Here is a 15,767-nt window from a genome sequence, read left to right as displayed (position 1 = left end):
TAGCGGACCCGGCCGGCGGGCCCACGCCGAGGCGAGGTACGTGCTGCGGGGGCTCCTGGCGGAGCCGAGGGAGGTGCCCGGTGCCGCCCTGCGCTGAGACCCCCTCCGCCGTCGGCGCTTCGCTGTGGCGGCACCGGGACTTCCGCCGGTACCTGACCGGCCAGGCCGCGAGCGTGGCCGGCAGCTCGATCACGCAGATGGCGCTGCCGGTACTGGCCGTGCTCCACCTGGACGCGACCACCGCCCAGGTCGCCTGGCTGGCATTCCTCGGACAGCTCCCGCCCGCGCTGCTCGCCCTGCACGCCGGCGCGCTTGCCGACCGGCACTCCAAGCGCCGGCAGATGATCACCGGCGACCTGGTCAGCGCCGCGGTGCTCGCCACCGTGCCGGTGGCGGCCGCGTTGGGCACCCTCACCCTCACGCAGCTCATGATCGTCGCCGTGGTGCAGGGAGCGGCGAGCGTGGTCCACGACGCGGCGGCCATCAGCCTGCTGCCCAGCCTCGTCGACCGGTCGTTGATCCAGCGGAGCAACAGCCGGGTCGGCGCGCTGTTCGCCGTCGCCGCGACCGCCGGAAGCCACCTCGGCGCCGCGCTGACCGCGCTCCTCGGCCCCGCACGGGCCCTGCTCGGCGACGTCGCCTCCTACCTGATCAGCGCCGTGTGCACCGCCCGCATCCAGACAGCCGAACCCACCCGCGCACGCCCGGAGTCCCGCCGGCTGCGCGCTGAGATCGGCGAGGGCCTGCGGTACGTGCGCGGCGATGACCGGCTGTGGACCCTGACCCTGGTCAACGCCACGACGTCGTTCGCCCTCGGGCTGCTCAACACCCTCTGGGCGCTCTACTTGTTGAGGTCCTTGGCGATGAGCGCGACCGCGTTCGGGGTGGTGCTGGGCCTCGGCGCGCTGGGCGCGGCCGCCGGGGCGCTCACCGCACCAGCGTTGGCTCGCCGGTACGGGCCGGGGCCGATGATGCTGGCCGCGCTTGCGGTCACCCCTCTGACCCAGCTCCCGCTGCTGCTTGCCTCCCCTGGCCATGCCTGGCAGATCACGATCGGGGCGGCGCTGTTCCTGCAGTTGGCCTGCGCTGGTGCCGCGGGCACCACTCAGCGATCCATCCGCCAGATCGTGACCACGGCCGGGATGCAGGCGCGGATGCAGGCGGTGAGCACCTGGCTGACGTCCGGCGCCCGGCCCGTGGCCGCGCTCCTCGCTGGCGCACTGGGCACGTGGCTCGGTGTCCGGCCCGCCCTGACCGCTGGAACCCTCCTGCTGCTGGTCCCGCTCGTCGTCCTCACCCGCTCCCCGATCCGAGCCCTACGGAAGATGCCGGACCCGCCCGGCACCAACCTGCCGTCGCCTCCTGCAGCCCGGACCGCCGCTCCCACCGTGCCGACTGCAGCGTGCACGGACGACGGGCAGCACGACCGCTCACTCGGAGGCGATGCCTCATGAACGAGGTGCCGAACTCGGCGGCGACTCCAGCTGCCGCACCACCCGATCCCCTGGAGTGCCCCGTGCTGACCGACAACACCGTGCCCGCCGCGCCCCTCCTTCCGCCGCAGTCCGCCGCCGACACCTTCGAGACTGCGGCGGCCCGGGCGGCGATGGTCGCCCGGCTCGAGGAGAGCGGAGAGCTCGGTCGCGGTCCCGTGCGAGAGGCTCTGCTCGCACTGCCACGCGAGATCCTGCTCCCGCACGCCTACGTCCGGGTCAGCGGGCCTGGCGCGGACCCGATCGACTGGCGCCTCCTCGACGGCTCCCACCCCGACGACCGTCAGGAGTGGCTCGAGCTGATCCACAGCGACGAGTCGATCCTGCTCCAGCGCGACGGCGAACCCCTTGGCGCTCTCCCCCGCGGGCCGGTGACCGGCGGACACATGACGTCCATGTCCACCTACACCCCCGCCACAGTCGAAGCTCTCCAAGCCATGGAACTCGGTTCCGGGCAGCGGTATCTCGAGCTCGGTCCGGGCCCCGGCGTCTCCCTTGCACTCGCCGCCGCCATCACCGGCCCCGGACTCGCCACCGGCGTGGAGCGGGACGGCCCCATGGCGGCCTTCGCCCAGCGGAACTTGGACCACCTTGGCGTCGGCGCGGTGGTGATCGAGGGTGACGCGCTCGAAGGGCACGAGGCGAGGGCGCCCTACGACCGGATCCACTCCGGCATCGGCGTGCCGTGTGTCCCGGCGCCGTGGGTGGAGCAGCTCGCACCGGGCGGCCGGCTGCTCACCACGCTCGCGACCCGTACGCCGAGCTGGCCGGGACAACTCCTCGTCACCCGCACCGCGGCCGGCACGGTCGAGGCAGTCCTGAAGGGCCGGCCACGCGGGTACCGGCCCTTGCTCGGCTACCGGTGGCTCAACGCCCTGGACCACCGCGCCCGCATCAAGGACAACCCCGGCACGGCACGGTCAACGCGGCTCACGCCTCCGCCGGACGACGCCTACGGATTCTGGCTCGCCGCCGCCTACCTCGCCCCCGGTCTGGTCCGGGACTTCCAGACCGAGACGATGACCATCGTCGCGCCCGAGGACGACTCCTGGGCCGTGGCCGGCCCGGGCGACAGCACCGTCCGAGTCCATGGGCCGCGTGATGTGTGGGCCGAACTCGAGGATCTCTACGCTCGCTGGGAGCAGGCCGGACGGCCCGAGCGGTACCGGGTCGACCTCCGCGACAGCACGGGGGCCCAGCACGTCACCTCCGGCGCGGGCCCGAAGGCGCTCGCCTGGACGCTTCCTCCGCTCGCCGCCGTGCCCCGGCAGACGCCATGACCGCACCTCCTCGGATCACCGTCATGCTGCACCCCCCGGACCCCATCTACCGGGCGGGGGCGATCAGCCGGCTCAGGCCCCGCCCCGAGGCCACCCTCGTCGACGCCGCCGGACGTGCCTTCGCCTACCAGCACGGCTACCTCTGACAGACCGGCCCCACCGCCACACCAGCACAACAACAACAAGGAGTTACGGGTGCCCCAGCCACCAAACCCTCTTCACCCCCAAGCCGTCAGCCCCGCCGTGCCGTCCGGCTGGCCCGAGACCTTCCTCCGCCACCGCGCCGGCGACGGATGTCCCATGTGCGCGAACGACTACTCCGCGGACGACATCGGCTGGGGCCTCCTGCTCCGCCGCGGTGAAGTGGCCAACGCCTACCTGTGGCGAAGCGGACGGCTGCGCGGCTACTGCGTGCTCATCCACCGCGGTGCCCCGCACGTGGCCGAGCCCACCGACCTGTCCGAAGCCGACGCCGCCGCCTACTGGCGCGACACCCTCACGCTCGGCAGAGCCCTGACGGCCTTCTACGAACCGATCAAGCTGAACTTCTCCACGCTCGGCAACGTCGTACCCCATCTGCACAGCCACATCTGCCCCCGATACGCCGGTAACACCGACCCGGCGCCGGGCGGGCCGCTGCCCTGGGACGTCCTCGACAACGGACGCCAGGACGAGGCACAGCTGCAGGCCGACGCCGCTGCGCTGCGGGAACTGCTGGAGGAAGCATGACCACACCAGCGCACAACGAGCCCAAGGGGCTGTTCACGTCGACGGCGGCGGACTACGCCCGCCACCGCCCCGGCATCCCGCCGGAGGCCGTCTCGCTCCTCGCTGACACGATGCGGGATGCCGACTGCCCGGCCCTCCTCGACCTCGGCTCCGGCACGGGCCAGGTGCCCGCCGCTCTACTCCCGGCCGTTCCCCGGATCGACCGCGTGGACCTGGTCGACCCGGACCAGGACATGCTCCGCCAGGCCGCCGACACTCTCGAACCCCTGCTGGGCGGCCGCCCGGCCGGCTTCCACCCGGTGGCGGCCGAGGACTTCACGCCCCCGTCCGACAGCTACCGGGCGGACCTGATCACCTGCGCGCGGTCCTTCCACTGGATGGACCGGGCCGCGGTCCTGAAGATGGCCGACCGTGTCACCACTCCCGAGGCCACGGTGGCGTTCATGGGGGACGGCAGCTTGTGGACCTACCGCGCGGACTGGACGTCCGCGCTCAAGCAGCTGATCCAGTCCTACCTGGGCGAGGAGCGCCGCGCTGGCACCGGCGGCGTGTATGCCGGACCGGGCCAGCGGTACGAGGACGACCTCGCCGCATCGCCGTTCAGCCAGGTCACCGAGCGCCGATTCCCTGTCCGCCGTGTCTGGACGCCGGCCAAGGTCGTCGGCTACCTGCGCAGCACGAGCTTCGCCCGCCCGGATCTCTTCGGCGGCCGTCACGACCGCTTCGAAGCCGAAGCCCTGGAGCTGCTGGAGCGGTACAGCGAGCGCGGCGGCCTCGTCGAGGACGCGGTGTTCACCGTGCTGCTGGCCCGGCGGCCGGGAGGCAAGGCGTGAGCGGCGGGCGGCACACCGTGCCAGTGGACGTGCACCTGCTCGCCCTCCGTGACGGAGATCGGGGCCCGGAAGTGCTGCTGTCCCGTCGGGCCGGCGACGTGTACGCGAGCGGTCTGTGGCACGCGCCGGGCACTGCGAGCAGGAATCCGCCGTCACATGTCTGGTCCGCGAGGCCATGGAGGAAGCCGGCCTGGTCATCGACCCCGCCGACGCGCAGTTCGCGCACGCCGTCCACCTCGTCGACGCACCCGGTGCCCAGCCCAGGCTCGGCATGGTCTTCCGGGTCCGCTCCTGGAAGGGCACTCCCGAGCTGCGCGAGCCCGACCGGTGCACGGCCTGGCAGTGGTGGCACCCGGACGACTTGCCCGAGCAGCTCGTCCCCTACACCCGGGCCGCGATCGCCGGCATCCGGGCCGGCCGCGCCTACACCGAGCTGGGCTGGGCTGGAAGTGAGTACGCCCGCAGTTGGCAGCCCGGCCGAGCGCCGGCCGGTGCTCACCGGCGCCGTCCACCAGGCGGTCGGCGCCCTGGGGCCGAGCTGGGAGCTGCCCACGCCCTGAACCCTCGTGGACCACGACCGGCCGACTCCCTACGACGCATCGGAGTGCAGATGACCGACCGCACCACCATCCCCGCCCCGCGCAGCGCACTGCCGGCGCCGCCGGCCTCCGCTGCGTCCGCGCCCGAGAGCGGGGACCTGACGGGGCACGTCAGCCAGGGGTACTGGGAGACCTTCGAAGGGCAGGCGTCCCGCACGGGGCTGCTGACCATCCTTCGAAGCCTGCCGGCGATCGTGCGCCAGGTGTGGGTCACGGCGTGGCGGGCCGACCCGCGCGCGGCCGTGCTCGTCGCTGTGCTCCAGCTGGTCTCCGCCGCGCTCGCCTCGGCAGGCCTCCTCGCGTCCGTCAACGTCCTGCAACGGATCTTCGCCGACGGGGCGAGCGGGACGCGGATCCGCGCAGCGCTGCCGGCCCTGGCGGTGGTGGCCGGCCTGCTGCTGGTACGCGGGCTGATGGACACCGGCATCGCGCACTGGCAGGCCCGCCTCGGACCCCGGGTACGCCAGGAACTCGAGGCGCAGCTGCTGGCCCTGACCAGCCACGTGGGCCTGGACGTGGTGGACGACCCGGGGTGGGCCGACGATGTGCGGCGCGCCTACGACCGGGGCCTGTACTTCGCCAAGGAGTCGGTCGGCAAGACGATCGAGCTCGTCTCGGCGCTGCTCGCCCTGGCCGGCGCCGCCGGGGTGCTGGGGGTCCTGCACCCGCTTCTGCTCGTCCTGCTGCTCGCCGCGGTGCTGCCCAAGGGAGCAGCGTCGGTCACCTCGGTGCGCAAGGGCTACCTCTCGGCGGTGCGCCAGAGCAGCCTGCGCCGCCGCATCCTGCACTTCTCGTGGGTGCTGTACGAGCGGGACACCGCGGCCGAGCTGCGGACCTCCACCGCCCAAGGCGCGCTGCTGTCCGAGCACGAGGCGCTCGCGACCCGGATCAGCGACGAGGAGGTCGCGCTGGGGACCGAGCAGGCCCGCACCGCGCTGGTCGGGCGTGCGCTCGGCGGGATCGGCCTGTTCGCCACCTACGCGGTGCTGGCGTGGATGCTGGGCGCCGGCTGGCTGCCGCTCGCGGCCGGCGGCGGCGCGTACTTCGCCATCCAAGCCAGCCAGAGCGCCCTGCTGCGGGTCGTCATCGCCGCTCACCAGGTGTTCGAGAACAGCCTGTGGGTGCGGGACCTGGCGGACTTCCAGGACGCCTGCCGCCGCCGGCTGCCGCGTACGACCGGGCGTCCGGCGCCGGCCGCGGTCAAGGAGATCACCGTCACCGACGTCGCGTTCTCCTACCCACAGGGCAAACAGGCCCTGCACGGCGTGAGCTTCACCCTGCGGGCCGGACAGAAAGTCGCCTTCGTGGGCCGCAACGGCTCGGGGAAGTCGACGATGAGCCGCATTCTGGCCGGACTGTACGAGCCCTCCTCCGGCAGCGTGCACTGGGACGGCACGAGCGTGACCGACTACGACAGCGAGAGCATCCAGGGCCGGGTCGCCCTCGTACTCCAGGACCCCGGCCACTGGCCGCTCACCGCCCTGGCCAACATCACCATCGGAGCGGGCACCATCAACTCCGCCGAGCCCGAACGCGCGCTGCGCGCGGTACGCGCCTCCGGCGCCGACCGGGTGATCGAAGGACTCGACCACGACTGGATGACCATCCTGAGCCCGCAGTTCGAGGGCGGCGCGGAGCTGTCCGACGGCAACTGGAGCAAGATCGCGTGCGCCCGCGGCCTCTACCAGAACGCCCCCGTGCTGATCATGGACGAGCCGACCGCCAGCATGGACCCCCTCGCCGAGCACCAGCTCTTCCAGGCCGTCCTGGACGACTACGCCGGCCCGGACACCATCACCGTTCTCGTCTCCCACCGCCTGGGCCCCGCCGTCGCCTGCGACCTGATCCTCGTCTTCGACGAGGGCCGCATCGCGGAATCCGGCACCCACCACGAACTGATGGCCCTCGGCGGCATCTACGCGGCCATGTTCGAAACTCAGGCCGCCGCCTACCGCACCGGCACCGACCGGGAGGACGCCGCCTGACGGCACCGGCAACCCCAACCGGCCCAGCCGAACACCGAGCAGGCCGCTGACCAAGGCCCCGCCACGCGTCGCTCCAGGAGAGGAACCGCCCCGTGAAGCACCCCCCGCGCAGCCCGCGCCAAGCCCTGCCCACCGACGCCGCCGAGCTCACCCGGCTGCGCCTGGTCATGCTCCACTCCGCCGGCATCGTCCCGCCGGAGTCCTGGAGTGCCGAGTGCGAGCGGTGGTTCGCCGAACGCCTACCCGGCGACCGCTTCGCCGCGTTCGTCATCGACGACGGCGCGGAACGACTGCTCTCCTGCGCGGTGGGCCAGTACGCCGACCGCATGCCCCGGCCCGGGCAGGGCCCGCACGTCGGGCACATCGCCTCCGTCGCCACCGACCCCGACCACCGCCGCCAAGGCCACGCCCGGCGCGTCGTCGCGGCTGTGCACGACTGGCTGACCGCCAGCGGCTGCGGCCAGATCAACCTCACCGCCTCCCCGGAGGCCGAGCCCCTCTACCGCTCGCTCGGCTACGCCACCATGGCGGGCCCGGCCCCGATGACCTGGAGCGCCCCGTGACCTCGACCGACCAGCACCCGCCGCACGACCTGCTCGCCGACGCCGCGGCCGCCGGCATCCAGCGCCCGGCCACCTCGGTGCTGCTCGTCAACCGCCGAGGGAAGCTGCTGCTCGTGCGCCGCGCGGCGACCACGCTGCTGGGCGGGCTGTGGGAGCTGCCTGGCGGCGGCGTCGAGGCGGGTGAGAGCGTGCTGGACACCGCCAGGCGCGAACTCGGCGAGGAGACCGGCATCAGCGCGGTCCGGTTCACCGCCTACCTCGGCTTCCACGACTACGACAACGCCCGCAGGCTGCGGGTGCGCGAGTTCCTCTTCGCCGCCGTCGTCGACCACGACCCGGACGTCGTCCTCAGCCCCGAGCACGACGCGCACCAGTGGGTACTGCCCGCCGAGCTGCCCGACCGGCTCGCCGACCACGAGCGGGACCTGATCGCGCGCCACACCGCCCAGCCCAAGCCCTACCCCGGCTACCAGCCCCTGCCCGCCTACCTCGCCAGCATCCCGGCCGCCCCCATGTGGGGCGCGCTCTTCTTCACCACCGTCACCGGCGAGGCCGTGCTCCTGCGCTCCACCAACCCGCTCAAGGGACTTCAGTACGCCGGCGGGGACGTCGAGTTCACCGACCCCACCCCGCTCCACGCGGCCGTACGCGAGACCTGGGAGGAGACCGGCATCCGCCTGGCCCCCGCCACCGAGCTGCTGCCACTGGTGGCCACGGTGGTCGAGCAGCCCCGCGCCGGCTGGCCGACCAAGATCGGATTCGTGTTCCTCGGCGGGGTCCTCACCCCGGCGCAGCTCGCCGCGATCCGTCTCAACCCGGACGAGCACGACGAGGTCGTCACCGTCACCGAGGCCGGGCTGAAGCAGCTGGACGACCCGCACGCCCACGACCTCACGCTCGCCGTCCTCGGCGCGCTGCGCACCGGTGCCCCCGCCTACGTTGTCCGCTGACCGCCCGGCCCACCTGAGGAGAACCGTGACCGACACCGCCGAGCCGGCCCCCGACCTGGTGGCCTACCTGGCCGTGCATGCCGCGCCCGCCGCGTGCGCGGACGCGCTGATCCGCGACGACCAGGGCCGGGTGCTGATCGTCGACCCCGTGTACAAGCCGGGCTGGGACCTGCCCGGCGGCATGCTCGACGACGAGGAGCCAGCCGAGGCGCTCGTGCGTGAGCTGCGGGAGGAACTGGGCCTTCTCGCCGAGGTAGGCCGCCTGCTGGTGGTCGACACGGTGCCCGCCCTCCGCTGGGGGCGCACGATCCTCGCCCTCATCTACGCGGCCCACCTCGGGAAGGCCATCGAGGTGGCCGCCCTGGTGCTGCAGAGCAGCGAGATCCGCGAGGCCCGGTTCGTCAGCGACGAGGAGGCGCTCGCCTTGCTGGCCGGGCCAGTGGCCGCCCGCCTGGCGGCGGCCCTCGCGGCGGAGCGCGGCTCCCACACTGCGGTGCTGCGTGACGGCCGCCCTGTCCCGGTGCCGCGGCGCGACCACTACCGGCTGCTGCCGGCGCCGATGATGGCGGCCACCGTGCTCGTGCGGGACACCACCGGCCGGGTGCTGGTCCTCGACCCGAGCTACAAGGCGCACCTCGAACTGCCCGGCGGGATGGTCGAGGCGCACGAGACCCCGGCGCAGGCCGCTGGCCGTGAGCTGGAGGAGGAGCTCGGCCTGCGAGTGCCGGTCGGCCGGCTGCTGGTCGTGGACAGCAACCCTGCCTCTCTGTCCAAGTACGGGCGGGCGCTGACCTGCCACGTCTACGACACTGAGCCGCTGACGCGCGCTCAGGCACAGTCGCTGCGCTTTCCCGACGGCGAGATCCGAGCTGCCCGGTGGCTGGGGCCGAAGGACGCCCAGAACGCTCTCCCTCCGCTACTGGCCGAACGGGTAGCTGCGGCGCTGCGAGCCCTGGAGACCGGAACCGTCGAGGTGATTGAACGAAGCGGACCGGATACAGCGTGAGCACCCGCTTCCCGGGCGCCGCGCTGACGGTCCACCCATGGGCGCCTCAGCTCCGGCCCGACCGTCCCAGACGCCCGTGACTCCCCACACTGCAACAGATACCCCGCCTGGGCGGCGCCCCGCCCGTGCCGAGTACCCGACGCAGCTCAGCGCCCACCTCGCGCTTCAAGCAACCCCGGGCCGTCCGCCGGCCCCGCGCAGCCAGAAGGAGCAGTCATGATCGACGGCTGGACCACGGTCTCGTCGAGCGTCGAGTACGCGGGACTTCGGGTGATGGTGCGCCGCGACTCGGTCCGGCGCTCCGACCAGAGCCTGGGGACATACGAGTACACCGAGTCCGTGGACGGGGTGCGCGTGGTGGCCCTCGACGACCAACGGCGGATCGCCCTGGTGGAGGAGAGCGTCTACGTATGCGGTCAGCGACTACTGATGTGTCCCGGCGGCGGGTGCGAGCGCGGTGAAGACCCCTTGGCGGCCGCGCATCGGGAACTGGCCGAGGAAGCCGGCATCCGCGCCTCCGAGGTGGAGCTGCTGACGATGATGTGGCGGATGCCCGCCGGCGCGCGTACCCGCGAACACCTCTACCTCGCCAGGGGCCTGAGCGTCGGCGAGCACCACCGGGATCCGAGCGAGGCCGACATGGAGCTGCACTGGGTACCCCTGGAGCAGGCGGTGGCGATGTGCAGCGACGGCCGGATCACCGAGGCCGGCACCCTCGCGGCGGTCCTGCTGACCGCGCAGCGCACCACCGCCTTCGCCGGCTCGCCCGCTGCGGGCACCGCGTGAGTGTGGCCGGCCGCCACAGCCGACTGCCCGACCCTTCAGCGCAGTGCCCGGCCGCTGCCGAACAGCAGCTGCGGGCCGTGGCGAGCGGACTGCCGGTCACGGAGGAAGGTGTCGCCGCCCCTGACGGCGGCGACGCCGTGTTCCTCTACCGGCGCGACTTCCTGCCCGACGGTCAGGTCCACACGGTCATGGTTCGTCTGGACGCCGCCGCTCTGCCGTTCCCCCCGCCTGACCGTCCCTGACGTCGCACACCATCGAGCGTTCCTGGAGGAGCGAATGCACAGCAGCAGGTTGACGATCACGGCGGCCACCCGGGCCGGCAGCCCCCGCGTGGCATCGGAGGACCGGGTGCGTACCGCGCCGGGTCTGATCGTCGTCGTCGACGGCGTCACCACGGTCGCCGTCGGCGCCGAGGCGCTCGGCGGCACCTACGCCGACATCCTCGCCGAGGAGGTCCTCGCGCTCGCCGGTGACCCGGACACCGACCTGCGTACCGCGCTCGCGGAGGCGATCGGCCGCACCGCCAAGGCCCTGGACCTGGTTCCGCCGACGGTGCCGGGCAGTTCGGCTCAGGCGACCGTGACAGTCGGCAGGGTGCGAGGCAGCAGGTTCGAGGCCGCCGCCATCGGCGACAGCCCCGTCGCGGCCGTCGGCTTCGACGGGTCGGTGCGCGTCCTCACCGACGACCGCCTGGCGGCCCTCGTCGGCAACCGTCCCCCGCGCCTGGAGCAGTGGGAGCGGCTGCGCTCGGGGGCCGGGCGGATCGGGGACCGGCGCCATCGGGAGCTGATGCGGGAGATCATGCACGGGCTGTCCGACGCGGTCAACGTCCCCGGCGGCTACTGGATCGCGGGGGCCGAACCCCAGGCCGGGCTGAACGCCGTCGTCGCCGACTGGCCACTGGAAGACCTCTCCGACATCCTCATCGCCACCGACGGCACCTCGGTGGCCGTCGACAAGTACCAGATCCTGACGTGGCCCCAGATCGCGGACCTGTGCCGGACGGAGGGCCCCGACGCTGTCCTCGACCTCGTCGAAGAGGCCGACTCGAGCGATCCGATCGGCCACCGCTGGCCGCGGGCCAAGCCCGGCGACGACAAGACGCTCGTCCACCTGCTGGTAGCCCCGTGACGGGCCAGCCGCGCCGCCGCGGGCCCCCGCCGCCACAGTCCCGGACTGCGTCCAGCACACCGGCCGCAGCACACTCCTCCGTCAATCCGTCCGCCCTGACCGCTCCTCCTGAAGGAAGCCCACCTTGCCCCGCCTCCCTGATCTCCTTACCGGCGCCCGTGCCCGTTCCGGTGGCTGCCTGTGCGGAGCAATCCGCTTCACCGTGACCGGCGAGCCGGAAGACCCCCACATTTGCGGGTGCGCCCACTGCTCCCACCGGTCCGGAAGCCCGTTCCAGTGGTGGACCGGATTCCCATTGACCGGCCTGTCCTGGACCGGCGAACACGGCGAGCCCGCGTGGTACGACACCCACCCCGGCAAGACCAAGCGCGGCTTCTGCCCCGTCTGCGGCAGCCACATCGCCGCTCTCGACTACGGCGGCACCGCTGTCGTTGGCATCCTCGTCACCGCACTCGACGACCACCGGGTCGACCCCGCGCACGTGCCGCTCAACCAGAACCGCCTGAACGAAGCCGCCCCCTGGCTCGCGCCCGCCGCAACCCGCCACCAGGAGCCCGTCGACGTCCACGTGATCCTGCGCCGGGAAGGGCTGGCCGGTCCCGAGGTGCTCTTGTCCCGCCGTGCCGGTCAGGTCTACGCCGCAGGCCTGTGGCACCTTCCCAGCGGGCACCTCGACGGCCCGCACGAAGACGTCGTCGAGGCGCTGATCCGCGAAGCGAAGGAGGAGACCGGGGTCGGCATCGACCCGGCCGACGTCCGGCACGCCGTCACGGTGCACCACCGAAGTCCCGGTGGCGGAGCGCGCGTTGGGGTGCTGTTTGAGGTCCGGCGCTGGAGTGGCGATCCGCGCATCTTGGAGCCTGCCGTGTGCGACGCGATGGGCTGGTACCCGCTCGCCGAACTACCCTCCCCGATGGTGGCCTACTGCCGGGCCGGACTCGACGCCTACCAGGCCGGCCAGCAGTTCGCCGTCCACTTCCAAGAGCCGGGCGACCCGATCGAGTTCGAGGCGACGGCGGACCGGCTGCGCCTGGTGGCCTCCGCTGGCGCAGCCCCGGATGCGCCCGGCCTCCAGGTGCGGGAGTTCGCCGAGCAGGCGGTGGGGTGCATCACCAGCTGGACCGACACATCCTGGGCGCGGGAGGGCAGCCGCGTCTGGAGGGCACGTGGTGGCGAGGGCGGCGAGTGGTTCGTGAAGATCCATCAGAGCGACCGCTTCCACAATCGGGAGGTCGAGGCCTACCGGAGCTGGGTGCCGTCCCTGGGTCCGGCCGCGCCGCGCCTGGTGGCCACCGACCCGGGGCTTCGGGCCATCGTCATCACCGCGGTGCCCGGCCTCTCCCTGCACGGCGCCGTGTACCGGCCGGAGGAGCAGCAGCGGCTCTTCCATCGCATCGGGGAACTCGCGGCCGCGATCCACCGCAGCCTCCCCGCGCTGCCGGGCGACGGGGCGACGGCGGCGCTCGGGAAGCTGGAGCGGCACCTCGACGCCGCCCGCGACCACCTCGCCCCTGGCGACGAAGACTTCGTCCGCCAGGTCACCGCGAAGGCCGACCAGCTGTCGGACCTTGAGCTGGTTCCCACCCACGGCGACTTCCAGCTGCGCAATCTCCGCTGGGACTCGGACGCCGACACCCTGTACGTGATCGACTTCGAGCGCTCCGAGCGGGGCCCGGCCGTACGGGACTTCGTCCGCCTGGCCGACGCCTGGTCCGGGCGTCCCGACCTGTACGAGGCCGTGATGGCCGGCTACGGCAGGCGCCTCTCGCAGGCCGAGGAGGAGCACCTCGCCGTCCACCAGGTCCTCGACGCGGTCTCCGGCATCCAGTACGGCATCGCCCACGGCGATCCCGAGCTCGTCGAACGGGGCCGCCGCACTCTGGCCCAACTGCGCACCGCCTGCAGCAGCGGGTCGCCGACCGCGACGCCCGAGCCGACCCGCTGAGTGACCCGGGCCCGACCAGCCCGGCAACGACCGACACCCGGAAGAGGAGCACGACGTGGGGTACATCGCGCAGGAGGAATGGGAGCAGCACTACGAGGAGGGCCTGGGCTTCAGGCCGCTCGGTGGCACCGAGCGGGAGCTGCTGGCCGAGCACGTCCCCGCCCCCGAGGGCGGCGGACGGGCACTCGAGGTGGGCTGCGGCACCGGCGAGCTGGCCGTCCACCTCGCCTCCGTCGGCTACACCGTGGACGCCGCCGACTTCGCCGACAGCGCCCTGGCCCGGGCCCGGGAGGAGCACGGTGACGTCGAGGGCGTGCGCTGGCTGCACCTGGACATCGAGCGCGACGACCCGGCCGCGCTGCACGAGGACGGCTACGACCTGGTCATCCTGCGCCTGATGTACCCGTTCCTGCACGACCGCGGGCGCGTTCTGCACGGCCTGGGTGAGCGGCTGCGCAAGGGCGGCGCGCTCGTCGTCATCACCCCGGTGGTCGAGGACACTCCGCAGGAGCGGCGCGCCATCGCCCTGGGCGAGGACGAGATCGCCCTGGTCACCAGCGGCTGGGAGACGGCGCAGCGGCTGGACGCCGACGGGCTGGCCGTCCTGGTCCTGCGCGGCCCCTGCCACGCCGACGCCCGGGCGGTGGAGAAGTCGCCGACCACCGGCCACGCCCTCACCGGGGCGCTGGCCGTCGTCACCGACGCTGCCGGGCGGGTCCTGCTCGGCCGCTCCCGTCGCGGCATGCTGGAGCTGCCGGGAGGCAAGACCGCCGGGCCCGAGGACTTCGCCGCAGCCGCGGTGCGCGAACTCGCCGAAGAAACCGGCCTGGTCGCCGCACCGGGCGACGCCCACGTGCTGACGATGCTCGTCGACGACAGCCACGGCGTACCGAGGCTCACGGCGGTCGTCCGCATCACCAGCTGGACCGGAGAACTGGCCGTCAGGGAGCCGGCGCTGTTCGACCGGTGGGAATGGTTCGACCTCCACTCCTTGGCATGCGCCGGCGACATCTTCGCCCCGGCCGCGGCGGCGCTCGACGCCGTCTGGCCCGGGGTCATCCCCACCCTGCCGGCCGTGACCGCCTACCCCCTCGCGGTCGACCAGCCCTCCGTTTCCGGGGAGCCGGCCGAGGCCGTTCGGCTGCGCGAGGCGATGACGCAAACAGTCATGGACGGCGGCTGGGCACCCTCCGAGCGAGTCCAGGAAGCACTCCGGACCGTGCCACGCCACCGCTTCGCCCCCGAAGCAGACCTAGCGACCGCGTACGACGGCGGGGACAGGGCCGTCACCACCCGGCGCGACGGGAACGGGAGGGCGATCAGCTCGGTCTCCGCCGCCTGGCTCCAGGCCGACATGATCCGCAGCATGGACCCGGCACCGGGCGCCATCGTGTTCGAGGCGGGCTCCGGGGGCTACAACGCGGAGCTGCTCGCCCACGTCTCCGGCCCTACGGGGCGCGTGGTCACCGTGGACATCGACCCGTGGGTGGTCCACCGCACCCGCCGGTTCACCACGGAGGCCGGCAGCGGACGCGTCACCGTCGTCGAGGCGGACGCAGCCCTCGGCGCGCCCGCACCCCTCGTGCCGCGCGGCGGCTTCGACGCCAGCGTGATCACCTACAACTGCTGGGACATCGCCCCGGCCTGGCGGGAACAACTGACCGAAGGCGGGCGCCTGGTCCTGCCGCTCGAGATCGGCGGCTACACCCGGGCCATCACCTTCGAGCGACGCGGCCAGGTGCTCCACGCGCGCGGCTTCACCTACTGCGGCTTCGTCCGCGACCAGGGACAGCAGGCCCGCTCCATCCCGACCGTCGACCTCCTCCAGGGCGAGCTGACGCTGCGCTTCGAGCACGGCACCGCCCTCCCCACACAAGGGATGGAAGAGGCGCTGCGCGGCCCGCGGCACGAGGCCGCCACCGGCGTGACCATGGGGGCCAACGCCTACTTCGGCTCGCTCCAGCTGTACGTCGCCACCACCCTGCCCGGCTTCTGCCGTCTGGCCGCCCACCAAGACCCGGAAAGTGGTGTCACCGACATCGCCAAGGATCAAGACGTGCCCGCGATCCTCGGCGAAGCCTCCCTGGCCTACCTGACCTACGTCCAAACCCGGGACGGCGACTGCCCCGAGGACAAGGAATGGGAGTGGGTCGTCCACGCTTTCGGTGAGCAGGGGCCGCGACTGGCCGAGCAACTGGTGGCAACCGTGCGGGCCTGGGACCGCACCGTGCGCGCCGACGACAACAGCAAGCACGCCGACCCGGCCCTGACCGCCTACCCGGCCGACACGCCAGACGATCTGCTGCCCGCGGGTCATGTGCTGGACAAGAAGCGCTGCAGGCTGGTGTTCCAGTGGCCGGACCGCGCCGAAGGCCTTCCGCCGACCACCGAGGACGAGCGGGTCGCACAGACCGCCAGCTGATCTGCGGCGGCACACCAGCCGCTGACCACCGGCATACCGGCGCCT

General features: G+C 73.0%; 14 protein-coding genes. 13 read left to right on the top strand and 1 reads right to left on the bottom strand.

The window, feature by feature from the left end:
* The first annotated feature begins 80 nt into the window (after positions 1-80).
* The 10 genes from IF30_RS0100655 (at position 81) to IF30_RS0100610 (ending at position 10,224) form a co-directional block, all read left to right on the top strand.
* Positions 81-1,454 (top strand): MFS transporter, encoded by a 1,374-nt coding sequence (locus IF30_RS0100655; RefSeq protein WP_030230347.1) that lies wholly within the window; start codon positions 81-83, stop codon positions 1,452-1,454.
* 62 nt (positions 1,455-1,516) lie between these two features.
* The gene (locus tag IF30_RS0100650; RefSeq protein ID WP_234322529.1) at positions 1,517-2,773 is read left to right on the top strand and encodes a methyltransferase; all 1,257 of its coding nucleotides are present in this window, start codon (positions 1,517-1,519) and stop codon (positions 2,771-2,773) included.
* Positions 2,770-2,919 carry a hypothetical protein gene (locus IF30_RS47435; RefSeq protein WP_158834629.1) on the top strand — a complete coding sequence of 50 codons (150 nt, stop codon included), beginning with the start codon at positions 2,770-2,772 and terminating at the stop codon, positions 2,917-2,919. The genes IF30_RS0100650 and IF30_RS47435 overlap by 4 nt, the downstream gene beginning before the upstream one ends.
* A gap of 49 nt (positions 2,920-2,968) precedes the next feature.
* A complete protein-coding gene (locus tag IF30_RS40795; protein ID WP_030230343.1) occupies positions 2,969-3,502 on the top strand; it encodes an HIT family protein in 534 nt (177 codons plus the stop codon).
* Complete coding sequence (locus IF30_RS0100635; RefSeq protein ID WP_030230341.1) at positions 3,499-4,335, top strand: class I SAM-dependent methyltransferase; 837 nt, start codon at positions 3,499-3,501, stop codon at positions 4,333-4,335. The genes IF30_RS40795 and IF30_RS0100635 overlap by 4 nt, the downstream gene beginning before the upstream one ends.
* Before the next feature lie 115 nt (positions 4,336-4,450).
* Complete coding sequence (locus tag IF30_RS0100630; RefSeq protein WP_078891038.1) at positions 4,451-6,919, top strand: ATP-binding cassette domain-containing protein; 2,469 nt, start codon at positions 4,451-4,453, stop codon at positions 6,917-6,919.
* A 92-nt stretch (positions 6,920-7,011) separates the two neighbouring features.
* The gene (locus IF30_RS47430; protein WP_030230337.1) at positions 7,012-7,482 is read left to right on the top strand and encodes a GNAT family N-acetyltransferase; all 471 of its coding nucleotides are present in this window, start codon (positions 7,012-7,014) and stop codon (positions 7,480-7,482) included.
* Positions 7,479-8,432 carry an NUDIX hydrolase gene (locus tag IF30_RS48965; RefSeq protein ID WP_051708955.1) on the top strand — a complete coding sequence of 318 codons (954 nt, stop codon included), beginning with the start codon at positions 7,479-7,481 and terminating at the stop codon, positions 8,430-8,432. The genes IF30_RS47430 and IF30_RS48965 overlap by 4 nt, the downstream gene beginning before the upstream one ends.
* Positions 8,433-8,457: 25 nt before the next feature.
* The gene (locus tag IF30_RS44810; RefSeq protein WP_051708954.1) at positions 8,458-9,438 is read left to right on the top strand and encodes an NUDIX domain-containing protein; all 981 of its coding nucleotides are present in this window, start codon (positions 8,458-8,460) and stop codon (positions 9,436-9,438) included.
* Between the two features lie 216 nt (positions 9,439-9,654).
* Positions 9,655-10,224, top strand: a complete 570-nt coding sequence (locus IF30_RS0100610) for an NUDIX domain-containing protein (RefSeq protein ID WP_051708953.1) — start codon at positions 9,655-9,657, stop codon at positions 10,222-10,224.
* A 35-nt stretch (positions 10,225-10,259) separates the two neighbouring features.
* Here the strand turns inward: IF30_RS0100610 and IF30_RS47425 are convergent, their stop codons facing one another.
* A complete protein-coding gene (locus tag IF30_RS47425) occupies positions 10,260-10,406 on the bottom strand; it encodes a hypothetical protein (RefSeq protein ID WP_158834626.1) in 147 nt (48 codons plus the stop codon).
* Positions 10,407-10,500: 94 nt separating this feature from the next.
* Between IF30_RS47425 and IF30_RS0100600 the strand changes: the two genes are divergently transcribed.
* The 3 genes from IF30_RS0100600 (at position 10,501) to fxlM (ending at position 15,722) form a co-directional block, all read left to right on the top strand.
* Positions 10,501-11,355: a PP2C family serine/threonine-protein phosphatase gene (locus tag IF30_RS0100600; protein WP_030230326.1), complete on the top strand. Its 855-nt coding sequence runs from the start codon at positions 10,501-10,503 to the stop codon at positions 11,353-11,355.
* 202 nt (positions 11,356-11,557) lie between these two features.
* A complete protein-coding gene (locus IF30_RS43095; protein WP_078891036.1) occupies positions 11,558-13,300 on the top strand; it encodes a phosphotransferase in 1,743 nt (580 codons plus the stop codon).
* A 55-nt stretch (positions 13,301-13,355) separates the two neighbouring features.
* Complete coding sequence (gene fxlM / locus IF30_RS0100590) at positions 13,356-15,722, top strand: methyltransferase, FxLD system (protein WP_199807792.1); 2,367 nt, start codon at positions 13,356-13,358, stop codon at positions 15,720-15,722.
* Positions 15,723-15,767: the final 45 nt, after the last annotated feature.

The organism is Streptomyces sp. NRRL S-350, from assembly GCF_000719705.1.
GTDB lineage: Bacteria > Actinomycetota > Actinomycetes > Streptomycetales > Streptomycetaceae > Kitasatospora.
This window is presented reverse-complemented; position numbering and strand designations above follow the sequence as displayed.

Coding starts and splice junctions, on each gene's coding strand:
- IF30_RS47435 (WP_158834629.1), top strand. CDS start 2,770: ATGACCGCACCTCCTCGGATCACCGTCATGCTGCACCCCCCGGACCCC.
- IF30_RS0100635 (WP_030230341.1), top strand. CDS start 3,499: ATGACCACACCAGCGCACAACGAGCCCAAGGGGCTGTTCACGTCGACG.
- IF30_RS0100610 (WP_051708953.1), top strand. CDS start 9,655: ATGATCGACGGCTGGACCACGGTCTCGTCGAGCGTCGAGTACGCGGGA.
- IF30_RS0100600 (WP_030230326.1), top strand. CDS start 10,501: ATGCACAGCAGCAGGTTGACGATCACGGCGGCCACCCGGGCCGGCAGC.